The organism is Halobaculum sp. EA56 (genome assembly GCF_051195075.1).
Taxonomy (GTDB): Archaea; Halobacteriota; Halobacteria; order Halobacteriales; family Haloferacaceae; genus Halobaculum.
Map to the genome: position 1 here is coordinate 1 of NZ_JBNTJX010000007.1, position 15227 is coordinate 15227.

13 protein-coding genes are annotated in these 15227 nt (G+C 72.2%); 7 read left to right on the forward strand and 6 right to left on the reverse strand.

From position 1 onward, the window contains the following. Together ACQUQ1_RS12750 and malQ are read right to left on the reverse strand one after the other, a co-directional pair. A partial coding sequence (locus tag ACQUQ1_RS12750; protein WP_435064871.1) for an archaellin/type IV pilin N-terminal domain-containing protein occupies window positions 1-140 on the reverse strand: 140 nt, incomplete at its 3' end. Window positions 141-287: 147 nt separating this feature from the next. Beyond that, window positions 288-1790 (reverse strand): 4-alpha-glucanotransferase, encoded by a 1503-nt coding sequence (gene malQ / locus ACQUQ1_RS12755; protein ID WP_435064687.1) that lies wholly within the window; start codon window positions 1788-1790, stop codon window positions 288-290. A 137-nt stretch (window positions 1791-1927) separates the two neighbouring features. On the opposite strand from malQ, the gene ACQUQ1_RS12760 reads away from it, so the two are divergent. Then, window positions 1928-3037, forward strand: coding sequence for a glycosyltransferase family 4 protein (locus ACQUQ1_RS12760; protein ID WP_435064872.1), 1110 nt, complete (start codon window positions 1928-1930; stop codon window positions 3035-3037). Window positions 3038-3050: 13 nt separating this feature from the next. Here the strand turns inward: ACQUQ1_RS12760 and ACQUQ1_RS12765 are convergent, their stop codons facing one another. Beyond that, window positions 3051-3566 carry a DUF7510 family protein gene (locus ACQUQ1_RS12765; protein ID WP_435064688.1) on the reverse strand — a complete coding sequence of 172 codons (516 nt, stop codon included), beginning with the start codon at window positions 3564-3566 and terminating at the stop codon, window positions 3051-3053. 148 nt (window positions 3567-3714) lie between these two features. On the opposite strand from ACQUQ1_RS12765, the gene malA reads away from it, so the two are divergent. From malA to ACQUQ1_RS12790, 5 genes are all read left to right on the forward strand, one after another. Continuing rightward, window positions 3715-5673, forward strand: coding sequence for an alpha-amylase MalA (gene malA, locus ACQUQ1_RS12770; protein ID WP_435064689.1), 1959 nt, complete (start codon window positions 3715-3717; stop codon window positions 5671-5673). Window positions 5674-5848: 175 nt separating this feature from the next. After that, window positions 5849-10405, forward strand: coding sequence for a glycoside hydrolase family 15 protein (locus tag ACQUQ1_RS12775; protein ID WP_435064690.1), 4557 nt, complete (start codon window positions 5849-5851; stop codon window positions 10403-10405). Window positions 10406-10580: 175 nt separating this feature from the next. Next, entirely contained in the window at window positions 10581-11051 is a 471-nt protein-coding gene (locus ACQUQ1_RS12780; protein WP_435064691.1) for an NUDIX hydrolase, read from the forward strand. 77 nt (window positions 11052-11128) lie between these two features. Continuing rightward, window positions 11129-11845: a metal-dependent hydrolase gene (locus ACQUQ1_RS12785; protein WP_435064873.1), complete on the forward strand. Its 717-nt coding sequence runs from the start codon at window positions 11129-11131 to the stop codon at window positions 11843-11845. 114 nt (window positions 11846-11959) lie between these two features. Beyond that, the gene (locus ACQUQ1_RS12790) at window positions 11960-12358 is read left to right on the forward strand and encodes an OsmC family protein (protein WP_435064692.1); all 399 of its coding nucleotides are present in this window, start codon (window positions 11960-11962) and stop codon (window positions 12356-12358) included. 90 nt (window positions 12359-12448) lie between these two features. On the opposite strand, the gene ACQUQ1_RS12795 is transcribed toward ACQUQ1_RS12790, so the two are convergent. From ACQUQ1_RS12795 to ACQUQ1_RS12805, 3 genes are all read right to left on the reverse strand, one after another. Next, window positions 12449-12601: a hypothetical protein gene (locus ACQUQ1_RS12795; protein ID WP_435064693.1), complete on the reverse strand. Its 153-nt coding sequence runs from the start codon at window positions 12599-12601 to the stop codon at window positions 12449-12451. Window positions 12602-12828: 227 nt separating this feature from the next. Continuing rightward, window positions 12829-13425, reverse strand: a complete 597-nt coding sequence (locus tag ACQUQ1_RS12800; protein WP_435064694.1) for a DJ-1/PfpI family protein — start codon at window positions 13423-13425, stop codon at window positions 12829-12831. Window positions 13426-13525: 100 nt separating this feature from the next. Next, window positions 13526-14371, reverse strand: a complete 846-nt coding sequence (locus ACQUQ1_RS12805) for an HAD-IIA family hydrolase (protein ID WP_435064695.1) — start codon at window positions 14369-14371, stop codon at window positions 13526-13528. Window positions 14372-14466: 95 nt separating this feature from the next. On the opposite strand from ACQUQ1_RS12805, the gene ACQUQ1_RS12810 reads away from it, so the two are divergent. Beyond that, on the forward strand, window positions 14467-15225 hold the full coding sequence (locus ACQUQ1_RS12810; protein WP_435064696.1) for a GTP cyclohydrolase III: 759 nt from the start codon (window positions 14467-14469) through the stop codon (window positions 15223-15225). Window positions 15226-15227 lie beyond the last annotated feature (2 nt).

Here is a 15227-nt window from a genome sequence, read left to right on the forward strand (position 1 = left end):
GACTTGCTCTGGAGGAAGCCGGCGGTGTTGATCAGGACGCCGGCGGCGATCGCCGCCACCAGCACCATCGCGATGAACACGATGAGCGTCCCGATGCCCACCTGCCCGCGCTCCTCCTCGTCCGTGATGAATTCGAACATTGGTGTTGCTCCCCCGCGCTCTCGCACGGCGGTTACCGTCGCGGACGGGACTCTCCTACAAATACCTCGGGCGCAAAAAATCAGACATGAATATCGGCGTGGGCCCGGGACGGCACCGACGCGGGGGCGGCGACCCGGGGGTCGCCCTCATCTGACAGTCGCGTCCGTGATCCGCGCGAGCCGGTCCGCGACGTCGTCGTCGAGTCCGGCGTGGGTGACCCGCCAGCGCCAGTTGCCGTCGGTCGTCCCCGGCGTGTTGAAGCGGGCGTGGCTGTCGAGGCCGAGGAGGTCCTGCACCGTCGTCACCGCGAGCGTCGACTCCGAGTTCCACACCGCCTCGATGAGGTCCCACTCGATGTCGGTCCCGTCGGTGCCGAGGTTGTAGTGGAGGCAGTCGCGCTGGCGGTCGTCGAGGTCCTCGTAGTAGCCGACCGCGGTGTCCGTGTCGTGCGTCGAGGTGTACGCGACGGTGTCCTCGGGATAGTGCATCGGCTGGTACAGGTGGCCCTGTTGACACCAGTCGGCGTACTGCGGCACCCGCATCCCGGGGAGGTCGAACTCCTCCCGGAGCGAGGCGCTCTCGGGGTCGAGGAAGCCGAGGTCCTCGGCGACGAACGGGAGGCGGCCGAACTCCGCGCGCACCGCCTCGAAGAAGTCGTGACCCGGCCCCTCGCGCCACTCGCCGTCGGCGGGGTCGTCGCTGTCGGCGGGGATCGCCCAGAACTCGTCGAAGCCCTTGAAGTGGTCGAGCCGGGCGTAGTCGACCAGCGAGAACAGCCGCCGGAGGCGGTCGAGCCACCACTCGTAGCCCGTCTCCGCGAGACGGTCCCAGTCGTACACCGGGTTGCCCCAGCGCTGGCCGTCGTCGCCCTGGCTGGGCGGGACGCCGGCGACGGCCGCGGGGCGGTTGTCCTCGGTCAGGTCGAACGCGTCGGGCGCGGCCCACACGTCGGCCGAGTCGAGCGCGACGTAGATCGGGAGGTCGCCCAGGAGCTCGATCCCGCGCTCGTCGGCGTACGCGCGCAGGTCGCGCCACTGTCGGTCGAACGTCCACTGGCAGAACGCGCGGAAGGCGACCTCGTCGGCGAGGGCCTCGCGGTACTCCGCCAGCGCCTCGGGCTCTCGCGTGCGGGCCGGCGCGGGCCACTCCGTCCAGAGCGCGCCGTCGAACTCGCGCTTCAGCGCGCGAAACAGCGCGTAGTCGGCGAGCCAGTCGGCCTCCCGCTCGCGGTAGTCGGCGAGGGCGGCCCGCTCCGACTCGCCCGCGTCCTCGCGGAAGCGGTCGAAGGCCCTCCGGAGGCGGTCGGTCTTGAACGCCTCGACGGCGTCGTAGTTCACCTCGTGGGGGGAGAAGTCGGCGGCCGGGTCGCAGTCGGGGTCGAGCTCGTCGTCGGTCAGGTAGCCGCGCCCGGCGAGGTCCCGGAGGTCCACGAGCAGGGGGTTGCCCGCGAACCCGGAGAAGGTCTGGTACGGCGAGTGGCCGTGGATCCCCGCGGTCGGCCCGAGCGGGCACACCTGCCACAGGGTCTGGTCGGCCCGGTCGAGGAAGTCGAGGAACGAGCGCGCGCCCGCGCCGAGGTCCCCGACGCCGTGTGGCCCCGGGAGCGCGGTGGGGTGGAGCAGGACGCCGCTTCGTCTGTCGAACCGCATCGTCGGGGCAACGGGGGCGGGGCGTATCAAGGGTCGGGTCCCGGGGCCCGCGACCGTCACGATCGATCCGCCGCACCGACGCCAAGCGACTAAGTACCACACCCGCGATTTCCGAAGCGATGTCGTACACGGTCCTGATGTTAGGGTGGGGGTTTCCGCCGAACGTGACCGGGGGACTGGACACGGCGGTGGGGGAACTGTTCGAGCGCCTCGAGGACCGCGACGGGGTCGAGATAGAGCTGGTGCTCCCGGCGGAGTACGCCCCCGAGGACCGTGACGGGATCCACGGCGTGCCGACGGGCGAGGGGGACATCATCACGCGGATCGGGCGGCTGTCGGGCGCGTTCGTCGAGCGGGCGGCCGACGCCGACATCGTCCACACGAACGACTGGTTCGGCTACAACCCCGGCTCGCGCGCGCAGGCCAGCCACGACGTCGAGTGGGTGACGACGTTCCACTCGCTGTCGTCGGACCGCAACGCGGACCCGCCGGAGCGCGAGAAGCGCACCGAACAGCGCGTGGTGAACCGCTCCGATCACCTGATCGCCGTCAGCGAGTTCACGGCCCGAAAGATCGCCCACGAGTACGGCGGCGAGGCGGAGGTCATCTACAACGGCTTCTCGTCGGTCGAGACGACCGGCCGCGACCTGAAGGCGGAGCTGGGCATCGACGGCGAGATGCTGTTCTTCGTCGGCCGCCACACCGACCAGAAGGGGCTGTCGTACCTGCTGTACGCGATGGAGAAGCTCCGCCGCGACGACGTGACGCTCGTCATCGGCGGCACGGGCCACCTCACGGACCAGTTGAAGCGCTTCGTCGAGCTGCTCGACATCGGGGACCGCGTGGAGTTCGTCGGCTACGTCCCCGAGGAGGAGCTGGGCGACTACTACGCGAGCGCGGACCTGTTCGTCTCGCCGTCGCTGTCGGAGCCGTTCGGGATCACCATCGTCGAGGCGCTGTCGGTCGGCACGCGCGTCGTCGCGGGCCCCAGCGGCGCCGCCGAGGTGCTGCCCGAGGACTGTCTCATCGAGGTGGAACCCGACTCCGACGCCATCGCCGACGGCATCGAGCACGCCCTCTCGCTGGAGTCCCCCATCGAGTACGAGGTGCGGACCTGGGAGGAGGTGGCAGACGAGCACGTCGCCTTCTACGACCGGATCCTGGGGGTCGGGGACGGCGACGCCGAGGACGAGCGCGAGGGCCGCGCGGGCGACGACGGCGGCGACGCGGGCCGCGGGGACGGCTGAGTCGCCCGCGCGGTCACCTGAGGAGCCGGAAGTCGGTCACCGGCTCCGGGTGGACGATCCGGAAGCCGTCGGCCGTCGGCTCCAGCCCGAGCGACTCGTCGGCGGGGCCGCCCCGCTGGTACGGGCTGTCCGAGTCGCCGGCGGTCTGGTACGGGCTGTCGCTGCGGCCCGGCGACTGGTACGGGCTGTCGGAGACGGACTGGTACGGGCTGTCGGAGACGGACTGGTACGGGCTGTCCGCCGGTCCCGGCCCGGTGCCGTAGGCGTCCTGCCGGGCGTCCTCGGAGGCCGGCGGGCGCTCGAAGTCCTCGGGCGGGAGGTAGATGCGCTCGCCGGAGGCCGACCGCACCACGACGGCCGCGTCGCGGTCGCCCGTCACGACGACGGTCGTCCGGCCGTCGGCGATGTCGAGTTCGACCGACACCGGCCGCTCCTCCGTCGGGCCGCCGTCGGTCGTTCGGTCCCCCTCCGCGTCCGTTCCGTCGACTCCGCCCTCGCGGGCGGACGGGCCGTCGCCGTTCCCCTCCATACGAGCACCAACCCGGGGCGGCCACTTAGCGGTTCCCCGGGTCGGGGGGAACGACGCCCGCGACGTGCCGACCGGTCGCTCCCCCGGGGACCGGCCCGCGGGCCCGACGGGCGAAAGAGCGAAACGGATGCCGCGCAAGCGGCCAGCCATGGAGCATCCGGGCCAACCGCGCGTCTGTGCCGTCGGGGAGGCGGTGGAACTCGCGCCGCGAGACCCCGATCCGAGCGTCGACTACGAGTGGAGCCTCCTCCGCGCGCCCGCGGGGTCGGCGGCGACCGTCGGCGGGGAGGCGGTCCAGTGGTTCGAGCCGGACCGCCCCGGCCGGTACCGCCTCCGGCTCACCGGCGGGGGGGCGACCCACGACCTCAGCGTCCACGCCTTCGCCGCCGAGACCGCCCCCGGCGTCGGCGAGCGGGAGGGGTACTCCGCGGACGAGACGGCCCGGACGGACGACCTCGCCGGCGACCCGGAGGAGGCGGGCGTCTCCGGCCCCGGGGGGTCGGGCCTGCGGACCCGCGGCGGCGACGACGACCCCGAGCGGCCGCGGATCCACCTCCGCAGCGACGTGGGCGAGGACGCCGTCCGGGTGGAGGCGGACGTGCGCCCTCGCGGTCGCGGCGGCGACGCCCCCCGCGTCGAGTTCATGCTGGACGACCGCGACGACCTGACGGAGTCGGACGTGACCGTCGAGGGGACGACGCTGTCGGTCCCGCTCGACCGCCTCCCGGACCGGGCGCGGGTGTACGCCGTCCCCGTCACCGAGGACGCCTACGGCGTGCAGGACGCGGTTGACGTGCGCCGGGACGGCGGCGACGTCGTCGTCGACCGCCCGTACGACCCGCCGGAGTGGGCGCTCGACTCGACCATCTACGAGGTGTACGTGCGGACGTTCGCGGAGGCCGACCACGAGGGGTCGGCGTTCGAGGCGATCCGCGGCCGCCTCGACGACCTGGCCGACCTCGGCGTCGACACGCTGTGGCTCACGCCCGTCCTCCAGCACGACGGCGCCCCGCACGGCTACAACATCACGGACTTCTTCTCGATCGCGTCGGATCTGGGTACCCGCGAGGAGTACGAGGCGCTGGTCGAGGCGGCCCACGACCGCGGGATGTCCGTGCTGTTCGACCTGGTGTGTAACCACTCGGCCCGGGATCACCCGTTCTTCGAGGACGCGTACGGGAACCCCGACAGCGAGTACTACTCGTGGTACGAGTGGCAGGAGGACGGGGAGCCCGGCACCTACTTCGAGTGGGAGTACATCGCCAACTTCGATTTCACCTCGCTCGACGTGCGCCGGCACCTCCTCGACGTCGTGGACGAGTGGGCGCCGCTGGTCGACGGCTTCCGCTGCGACATGGCGTGGGCGGTGCCGAACGGCTTCTGGCGGGAGGTCCACGACCGCGTGAAGGAGCGGGACGCGGAGTTCTTCCTGCTCGACGAGACCATCCCGTACATCCCCGACTTCCAGGCGGGGCTGTTCGACATGCACTTCGACTCGACGACGGCGTTCTGCCTGCGCGAGGTGGGCGACGGGAACCAGCGCGCCGAGGAGGTGCTCGACGCGGTCGAGGAGCGCCGCCGGATCGGCTTCCCGGAGCACGCCTCGTTCATGCTGTACCACGAGAACCACGACGAGTCGCGCTACCTGGCGTCCTACGGCGAGGCCGCCGCCTTCGCCTCCGCGGGCGCGCTCGCGACGCTGCCCGGCGCGCCGATGGTGTACGCCGGTCAGGAGTTCGGGCAGCTCGGCAAGCGCGACCAGTTGGACCACGGGAGCGCCCGCGAGGACCTCCGCGAGCACTACCGCCGCCTGCTCGCGCTCCGCGGCGAGCACCCGGCGCTGGCCCACAGGGCTGCGCTCTCGCGCGTCGACTACGAGGTCAGCGAGGGCGACGCCGACGCGGTCGTCGCGTACGCCCGCGAACCCGCCGACGAGGGGGCGGACGCCGAGTCGGTCGTCGTCGCGCTCAACTTCGCCGAGGGGACCGCCGCGGTGACCGTCGACGCCGACGTGGGCGGGACCGACCTCGTCGCCGGCGACGCCGTCGTCGACGGGGACGGCACGGTCGCGGTGGACGACGTGGTCGTGCTTCCGGTTCGGGAGTGAGGCGCGACGCGACCGGTCCCCGGGCTCCGACGGCGACCCGACCGGCCCGGCCGGCGCGGGTCGGGCCGCCGCCCGGCCGGGCTGAACGCCCCCGGACGTGTCGGCCGCCGGGACGGACGTGCGACGTGCTCACGTACCGCGGAGACTTTAACCACGGGCGTAGTTTCACGGGTGAATGCGGCTGCGAACGGCACTCAACGACTACAAACGCGACCGGGGCCACGGCGCGGCCGGCACGGCCAGCACCGCCCGCGGCGCGCTCTCCGGGCGGGGAGCGCGGCTGGTCCACGTCGACCCCGCCGGCGGGATCCGCGACTTCTCGTCGTCGCTGTCGGGCCTCTCCGGCGTGGACCGGTCCCGGTTCGGCATCGAGACCGGCGAGCGCACCTACTGGTTCGACGACCTGGAGACGGTCCGCCAGCACTACTACCGCGAGACGACGCTCGTGGAGACCGAGTACGACGCCGGCGACTTCACCGTCCACCAGTACGACCTGACGCTGGGTGAGGAGCACCTCACGCACGTGGAACTCAGGGGGTCGATCCCCTCGGAGGCGCACCTCGTCGCCTTCCTCACGCTGGCGCCCGAGGGGCAGGAGACGCGCGTCGGGCGGCTCATCCACGAGGGGGCCGGCCCGGGCGACGGCGACGCGGTGGAGGTGTTCCACCGGGAGGAACACGACTACGTCACCGCCTCCACCGGGCTCGACGACGTGCGCGCGCAGATCCCCGAGCGGTTCGAGGAGATCCTCGACGACGACCCCGTCGCCCTGCCTAGGGAGGGGGCGATCAACCGCTACGAGGACACCCACCTCAGCGGCGACGTGGTCGTCACCGCCCCGCTTGAGCGGGCGGGCCGGGGGCTCCGAACGACGCTCGTGACCCTCCTCCGGGACGAGGGCGACCGCGAGGCGGCGCTGGCCGACCTCCGCGAGTGCGCCCTCGACCACGCGGGCGCCGACGAGCTTCGGACGGTCGCGCGCCGGCGCACGGCCGTGGCGGTGCCCGAGGAGGGCCCGCGCCGCGAGACGGTCCGCTCGGACCGGCGCGCGCTCGACCTGCTGGAGGCCCCGAGCGGCGCCCGGATCGCCGGCCCCGAGTTCGACCCGTTCTTCCGGAACTCCGGCGGCTACGGCTACACGTGGTTCCGCGACGACGCACAGATCGCCCGGCACCTGCTGGAGTCGGACGGCCCGCTGACCCTCGAACTCGACACGGAGACGCTCGCGCGCAGCGCCCGCTTCTACTGCGACACCCAGGGGCCCGACGGTTCCTGGCCCCACCGCGTGTGGGCCGTCGACGGGTCGCTGGCGCCCGGGTGGGCGAACGCGCGCGTCGAGGGCCGCGAGGACTCCGCGGAGTTCCAGGCCGACCAGACGGCGACCGTCGTCTCGTTCCTCGCGACGCTCCTGCGCGAGCGGGGCGACGACCTCTCCCGGACCGACGAGCGGCGGGTCCGCGAGAGCGTCGCCGCGGGCGTCGACGCGCTCGACGACGCGCGCGCCGACGACGGCCTCCCCGAGCGCTGTCAGAACCTCTGGGAGGACATGTCCGGTCGCTTCACCCACACGGCGGCGACGTTCGTCGAGGCGTACGCCGCCGTCGCGCTCGCGCCCGTCAGCGACGACCTGCGGGCGCGCGGCCGGGACGGCGCCGCGGAGACGTTCGACGCGCTCGACGCCCTGTGGGACGACGCGAGCGGGACCTACGGCGCGCGGCTCGCCGGGGGCGACCTCGACGACCGCCTCGACGCGTCGACGCTCGCGCTCGCGGACGCGCTCGTGGCGGTCGAGGCCGTCGACGGGATCGACCCGAACGATTCCGACGTCGACCGGATCGTAGCGCACGTACGCGCGACGCTAGACGGGCTGTACCGGGAGTCGGACGACTCCCCGGTCGAGGGACTGATCCGCTACGAGGGCGACGAGTGGCGCACCGCGGGCCAGGACGACGAGAAGGTGTGGACGCTCGCGACCGCCATGGGCGCCCACGGGGCGGCGACGCTCGGCGCGTTCCTGGCCGACCGGGGACGCGAGGCGGCGGCCGACGAGCTGCTCGACAGCGCCTCCGAGCTGTACGCCCTCGTCGAGGACGGCGGCCCGCTGACGACGGAGACGGGCTACCTCCCCGAGCAGTGGTACGACGACGGCACGCCCGACAGCGCGACGCCGCTGGGGTACGCCCACGGCTACCGCCTGCGGACGACGGCGACGCTGGCCGAGCGGGACGCGCTGCCGAGCGCGGCGGCGCGGCCGTCGGCGCCGCCGGACCGCCCGCGGTGGACGACCGGCGAGAAGTACGGCGTCGGCACGGCCGCCGACCACGGCGACGAGGACTGCTCGCGCGTGTGGTTCACGCTGACGCAGGGGGCGCTGACGGAGGTGCGGTTCCCGCGCGTCGACCTCATGAACCTCCGGACCCTGGACTTCGTCGTCTCCGACGCCGAGAGCGACTACACCGTCCGGACCCACGTCGAGGGCGCCCGGACGTCCGACGACACCGTCGAGCGGCGGGTCCTTCCCGGGGAGGACGACGCGCTGCTGTTCGAGCACGTCGTCACCGAGACCGGGGACGGGCGGGGCCACGAGTGGGAACTGCGCGTGGAGTACGCGGTCGACCCGAACCACGACGCGCTCGTCGCCGACATCGACTTCCGCGCCGACGACGGCGGCGACTACGACCTGTTCGCGGTCGCGGACACCGCGCTGACGAACACCGGGACCCGCGACCGGGGCCTGCGGCTGGGCCAGCCGGGGAGCCACCACCTCGTCGCCCGCGACGCCGAGGCGTACACCGGCGAGCGCGGCGACGCCCTGCTGGTCGACGAGCACGAGAACGGCTACAACGTCGCCGTCGCGATGGCGACGGCCGACCGGTTCGACTGGGCGACCGTCTGTGCCGCCGGGAGCGACGACATCGCGTCCCTGCTGTCGACTGGGTCGGTCCCCGCGACCCGGTCGTCCGTCGACGACGACAACGTCGTCCTCGTGGGGCGGCTCGGCTCCGGCCGGCGGACGAGCGAGACGCTCGCGCTGGGCTTCGCCCGCCAGGCCGACGCCTCGGCGGCGCTCGGGGAGGCGGTGGGCGCGCTCGCGCGCGGCTACGAGAGCGTCCGCGCGGCCTACCGCGACACGTGGCGGGCGTTCCTCGCGGACAAGCCGCTGCCGGAGTCGGTCGCCGACGACGAGGCGCTGGCGAACCAGTACCGCACGGCCCTGATGACCCTGCGCGCCGTCGAGGACAAGACGTACCGCGGCGCGAGCGTCGCCTCCCCGTCGGTGCCGTGGGGGGAGGCCGTCCACGCGGGCGAGCAGAAGGGGTACGGCTACAACTTCGTGTGGGCGCGCGACCTGTACCAGGTGTTCACCGCGGCCGAGCTGACCGGCGACGTCGAGACGGCGATCGCCCAGCTGGAGTACATCTACGAGTACCAGCAGGACGAGGACGGCTTCATCCCGCAGAACACCTACCTCAACGGCATCACCCGCTGGGGCGGCGAGCAGATGGACAACATCTCGTTCCCGGCGGTGATGGCGTACCACCTCTGGGAGGACGGCGTCGAGTTCGCGGACACCGACTACGAGTTCGAGCACGTCCGCCGCTCGGCCGACTACGTCGCCCGTAACGGCCCGTTCACCGCCCAGGAACGGTGGGAGGAGGAGTCGGGCTACTCGCCCTCCTCCATCGCCGCCGAGATCGCCGGGCTGGCTTGCGCCGGCAAGCTCGCGATCGAATCCGACGACGAGGCGAACGCCCTCGTGTGGCTCGCGCTGGCGGACCGCTGGGCCGACGAGGTCGAGACGTGGACCGCCACGGAGACGGGGACGGCGCGCCACACGCACACGCCGTACTACGTTCGGGTCACGCGCGACGGCGACCCCGAGGCGGGCCACCTCCGGACGCTCGCGAACGACGGCCCCCGCCTCGACGAGCGCGACATCATCGACGCGGGCTTCCTCGAGCTCGTCCGCCTCGGCATCAAGCCGTGGGACGACACGACCGTCCGCAACTCCGTCCGCGAGGTCGACGACACGATCAGGGTCGACCTCCCCGCGGGGGTCGCGTTCTACCGCTACAACGGCGACGGCTACGGCGAGCGCGACGAGGGCGACGTCGGCGCGCCGTGGTCCGTCGACAACCACGGGAAGGGGCGGCTGTGGCCGCTGCTCACCGGCGAGCGTGGCGAGTACGAGCTGCTGGCCGACCCCGGGGAGACCGACCGCGAACCGGAGCTCGAGCCGACGGAGCTGCTGCGGACGATGCAGCGGTTCGCCAACTCCGGCCGGATGATCGCGGAGCAGGTCTGGGACCGCGACTACCGCACCGACTACGACTGGGAGTACGGCGAGGGGACCGGGAGCGCGACGCCGCTGGCGTGGTCGATGGCCCAGTACGTGCGCCTCGCACACGGCATCGACGCCGGCGAGCCGGCCGAGACGCCGTCGTTCGTCCGCGAGCGCTTCCTGGAGCGCGGGCTCCACGACAGCGACGAGAAGCCCGCCCTGCGCGTCGACACTCGCTTCCAGGGCAACACGGTCGTCGTCTCCGGGGAGACGACCGGCGAGCGCGTCGCGGTGATCACCCCGGTCGACTCGGCGTTCGTCGTCCCGGAGGACGGCACCTTCGAGGCGACGCTCGACATCGGCTACGGCGAGAACGACATCACCGTCGCCGCCGCCTCGGAGGCCGACCTGGAGCGGGCCGCGACCACCGTCTCCCGGTTCACCGTCTGACCGCCCCGGCTCCCCGGTTCGTCCCCCCGGCTCGCGGGGGCGCTCTCCGGCCCGCCGTCCGATCCGCAGGAGGGCGTCGGACACCCCGGATGTCCTAATATTCCTAGCCGTGTTGGATACGTGTCCAAACAACACCAGGGGCACCTTTACCACGCACAGTTCTGTATGCACGCGTATGCACGGGCCGGAGACGACGTACGTCGGGAAGGCGTGCGCCTACATCACCCGCAGGGGGTCGGAGCTGTTGGTGTTCGAGGGACCGGGCCACGAGGGGCTGCAGATCCCGAAGGGGACGATCGAACCCGGCGAGCGCCCCCGGTCGGCGGTGTTCCGCGAGGTGCGCGAGGAGAGCGGGCTGGCGACGCTCTCGGGCGTCGAGCGGCTCGCGACCGACGTGTGGCGCCGGCGCGAGTCGCCGCCGAAGGCGTACGTCCGGCACTTCTATCACGCCCGCGTCCACGAGCCGCGGGACCGCTGGACCCACGTCGTCCGCGACGGCGGCGACGAGCACGGCAGCGAGTTCGAGTTCTCCTGGATCGGCATCGAGGAGGCGCGCGAGCGCGGCTTCGCGCTCGACCTCGACGACTACGTCCACCACCTCTCCGGGCTGTCGGCCGCGCGGGCGACCCCGGAGCCGGCGGACTGACGGGCGGTCGCGACCCCGCCTCCGCCGTCGGCCGGTTTTATGTGTCGCTCGGCCGAAGGAACGGACGCATGTCTTCCATGGACCTCACCTGGCACGGCCACTCGACCTGGACGGTCGAGATCGAGGACACGACGTTCCTGATCGACCCGTTCTTCGACAACCCCCACACCGACACCGACCCCGAGGAGGTCCACCCGGACCACGTCCTGCTGACCCACGGACACGCCGACCACATCGGCGACGTGGACCGCTTCCGCGGGGCGCACGTCGTCGGCACGCCCGAGGTGACGGGGTACGTGACCGACGAGTACGGGGTCGAGGACACGACCGGGATGAACATCGGCGGCACCGTCGAACTCGGCGACGCGTTCGTGACGATGGTCCGCGCGGACCACACGAACGGCCTGGACACGGGCTACGGCGCCTCCGGCGGGATGCCCGCAGGCTACGTGATCTCGGAGACGAAGCCCACTCAGGAGGCCGACCCCGACAGCACGACGTTCTATCACGCCGGCGACACCGCGCTGATGTCGGAGATGAAGGACGTGATCGCGCCGTTCCTCGAACCCGACGCTGCGGCGGTGCCCGTCGGCGACCACTTCACGATGGGGCCGGCGCAGGCGGCCATCGCGGTCGACTGGCTCGACGTCGACTACGCGTTCCCGATGCACTACGACTCGTTCCCGCCGATCGAGATCGACACCGACGACTTCGTCCGCGAGGTGCGCGCGACCGGCAGCGACGCGGAGGTCGTCGTCCTCGGCGACGACGAGACGGTCACGATCGGCGAGTAGTCGTCCGCCCCGCGGCCCCCCGCCGGGTCTTCCCGTCGAGCGATCCGCGTGTGCGTCGGTCACACACCGCAGTAACAAGGTTTAGGCACCGACGCGCCGACCCATAGAACGCACATGTCCGACATCGAGACGTCCACGGTCAGCGAGGAAGGGTTCACGAGCACGAGTCAGGTCGGCGACTTCGAGCTCACGATCGACGCGCTCGGCGAGGACGGCCCGGACCCCAACTCCGTGCTCGTCGCGGACTACGCCTCCTGTTTCCTCCCCGCCTTCCGCGTCGGCGGCCAGCAGCGCGGGCACGAGGACCTCGGGAAGGTCCAGATCGACGCCGAGGCGGAGCTGGACGACGACGACGACCTCGAGTCGATCAGCTTCGAGATCCACGTCGAGGCGGACGTCGACGATGACACCCTCGCGGACATCGTCGAGCGCGCCGAGGGCATCTGTCACGTCCACTCGGCGCTGCGCGAGGGGCTGCACGCCGACATCACGGCTCACGCCGACGCCTTCTGAGTCCGGCGCGGCCGCTCGCGAAGGTTCCGTTCTTTCGGGAAACGAACGCTCCGAAGCGACCGCTCCGCGGCGTCGGGGGCGGTGGCGGACTCAGCGGCGGAGGTCGTCCTCGCCGCGGTAGCTTCGGTACGTCATCGCGCGGCCGTCGATGATGACCACTTCCTCGTCGGTGTGGTCGCTGGCACCCCCGACGGGGTCGGTCGGCTCGTCGCGGAAGACGTACGGTGAGTCGCGCTCTTCCATGGTAATCAGTAGCACATCACTGTATATAAACCTTTGTCAGACAGTACCACTCGTGATTCTCGCCGAAGCGGCGGCTCACGGCCTCGTGAGGGTGTTTCGGCTGTGGATCGGTGTGAGTGTGTGGCGGGAACGTCGGTCCGGCTCGTGGCGTCCGGGGCCTCGCTCCGTGGGCGGAGCGGCACGGGGACCGCCCCGCCGTTCTGCCGGGCCGGCTTCGCCGGCTCGCCCTAATCGTCCGCGGCGGCGGGCTCCGCCCCGTGGTCGATGTCGGTCCCCAGCACGTCGAGGAACGCCGCGAGCCACTCGGGGTGGTCGGGCCACGCCTGCCCGGTGACGAGGTTGCCGTCGGTCACGACGCCGTCGACCCACGCACAGCCCGCGGCCTCCACCTCCGGGCGGACCGCCGGGTACGACGTGATCTCGCGGCCGTCGAGCACGCCCGCCGCCGCGAGGATCTGCGGGCCGTGACACAGCGCCGCGACGGGCTTGTCCGCCTCGAAGAAGTGCCGGACCACGTCGAGCACGTCCGGGTTCGTGCGCAGGTACTCGGGCGCGCGCCCGCCGGGGACGACCAGCGCGTAGTAGTCGGCGGGGTCCACGTCCTCGACGGCGCCGTCGACGGCGAAGTCGTGCCCGCGCTCCTCGACGTACGTCTGGTCGCCGCGGAAGTCGTGGATCGCGGTCTTGACCGTCTCGCCCTCCGCCTTCTCGGGCGCGACGGCGTGGACCTCGTGGCCCACCGTCTCCAGCGTCTGGTACGGTACCATGACCTCGTAGTCTTCGACGAAGTCGCCCGCGAGTTCGAGGATGGCCTTGCCGCTCATGGTCGGATCCCGATCGATCCTTTCAACCGATCGATCAAAACTGTATCGACGGGTCACGTGCCGGTCGCTCGCGGGTCGCCTCCCCGTCGACTTCGGTCGCCTACCCGTCGGCTTCCGCGTCGAGCACCCGGTCCAGGTCGCCGAGGTCGTCGAGCACGTAGTCGGGGTCGTACGGCGACGCCGCGAGGTCCGCCCGGTCGGCGACCCCCGTGAGCACGAGCGCGGTCGTCATCCCCGCCTCCGCGCCGAGCGCGACGTCGGTGTCGAGGCGGTCCCCGACGACGAGGCACTCCTCGGGGGGGAGCCCGAGCGAGTCCAGCACCAGGTCCCGGGCGGTCGCCGAGGGCTTCCCGAGGACCGCGTCGGGGTCGTGGTCGAGGACGCCCCGGACGGCGTTGATCACCGCGCCCGACCCGGGGACGAACCCCCCGGCGGCCGGGATGACGCGGTCGGGGTCGGTCCCGACGTACGGCGTGCCGTCGCCCAGGGCCGACAGCGCCGCCGTCAGGTCGTCGTAGTCGAACGAGCGGTCGATGGAGACGACCCCCGCGTCGGCGTCGGCCGGACCAGGAGCGGCATCGGGAACCGCGCCGTCCGGGTCGCCACCACCGTCGCCGCCGGCCCCGAGGACGGTGAGCCCGGCCGCCTCCAACTGCTCGATCAGGCCGTCCTCGCCGAGGACGAACAGCGCGTCCTCGGGGTGGTGCTCGCGGAGGTACGCCGCCGTCGAGTCCGCGGCCGTCACCACCTCGCCCTCGGCGGCCTCGATGCCGGCGGCCGCGAGCCGCTCCACGTACGCCGGCGGTCCCTTCGTGGGGTTGTTCGAGCAGAAGCAGACGTCAAGGCCCGCCTCGCGCAGGCGACGCAGGGCCGCCGGCGCCCCGGGGATCGGATCGCGACCCCGAACGACCGTCCCGTCCACGTCGAGGACGACTCCGCGTATCACGTGCGGGCTTGGGGAGAGACGGTGTTGAAGCCGTCGGCGTCACGGATCCGAGAACGGTAACGCGTATGTGTCGTCGGTCCCCGAACCGAGGTACAGTGACCGCCGCGCAGCTGACGTTGGTGCAGATCGATAACTACGGGCCGTGGACAGTGACGCCGGAGCCGCGTCGGGAGATGGACCTCCAGACGCTCCAGTCGCGGCTGTTCGCGGACCTGGCACAGTACATCGGCAACCGTGGCGGGTACGTCTTCTTCACCCGCTTCGACAACATGGTCGCGGTGACGAACGGGCTCGACCGCCGGGACCACGAGCTGCTCCAGGAGTCGGTGGGCAACCGCTACCCCGTCACCGTGAGCCTCGGCGTCGGTGTCGACGAGGTGCCGATCGAGGCGCTGGAGACGGCGACCGAGCGGGTGCAGGCGGCCGGGTCCGCCCAGTCGTCGGACCGCAGCGAGGCGCTGGCCGGCGGGTTCCGCGACGCCGACGACGCGGCCGACGACGACGTGCACGTCGCGCACTTCGACGTGAACGACGCGACGGGCAAGTACACCGACCGGCTCAACGAGTTCGACTCGTTCATCAACATCGAACACGGCTACGCGAGCCTGATGCGCTACATGCGCGAGGAGCACGGCGCGCTCTCCTTCTTCGTCGGCGGCGACAACGTCATCGCGGCCTGCCCGGACCTCTCGCACGAGGACTACCGCGCCGCCGTCGACCACGTCGCCGCGGACGCCGACGTCCAGCTCAAGGTCGGCGTCGGGTCGGGGGAGACGCCCCACGAGGCGGGCTACGCGGCCAAGCACGCCCTCGAGGACTGCCGCTACGAGGGGACGCTCGTCGAGTTCGCGTGACC

Bases quoted from the DNA above. Each gene is read 5' to 3' on its own strand.
- ACQUQ1_RS12790 (WP_435064692.1), top strand. From the start codon at position 11,960: ATGTCCGACATCGAGACGTCCACGGTCAGCGAGGAAGGGTTCACGAGC.
- ACQUQ1_RS12800 (WP_435064694.1), bottom strand. From the start codon at position 13,425: ATGAGCGGCAAGGCCATCCTCGAACTCGCGGGCGACTTCGTCGAAGAC.
- ACQUQ1_RS12780 (WP_435064691.1), top strand. From the start codon at position 10,581: ATGCACGGGCCGGAGACGACGTACGTCGGGAAGGCGTGCGCCTACATC.
- malQ (WP_435064687.1), bottom strand. From the start codon at position 1,790: ATGCGGTTCGACAGACGAAGCGGCGTCCTGCTCCACCCCACCGCGCTC.
- ACQUQ1_RS12775 (WP_435064690.1), top strand. From the start codon at position 5,849: ATGCGGCTGCGAACGGCACTCAACGACTACAAACGCGACCGGGGCCAC.
- ACQUQ1_RS12765 (WP_435064688.1), bottom strand. From the start codon at position 3,566: ATGGAGGGGAACGGCGACGGCCCGTCCGCCCGCGAGGGCGGAGTCGAC.
- malA (WP_435064689.1), top strand. From the start codon at position 3,715: ATGGAGCATCCGGGCCAACCGCGCGTCTGTGCCGTCGGGGAGGCGGTG.
- ACQUQ1_RS12785 (WP_435064873.1), top strand. From the start codon at position 11,129: ATGGACCTCACCTGGCACGGCCACTCGACCTGGACGGTCGAGATCGAG.
- ACQUQ1_RS12760 (WP_435064872.1), top strand. From the start codon at position 1,928: ATGTTAGGGTGGGGGTTTCCGCCGAACGTGACCGGGGGACTGGACACG.
- ACQUQ1_RS12795 (WP_435064693.1), bottom strand. From the start codon at position 12,601: ATGGAAGAGCGCGACTCACCGTACGTCTTCCGCGACGAGCCGACCGAC.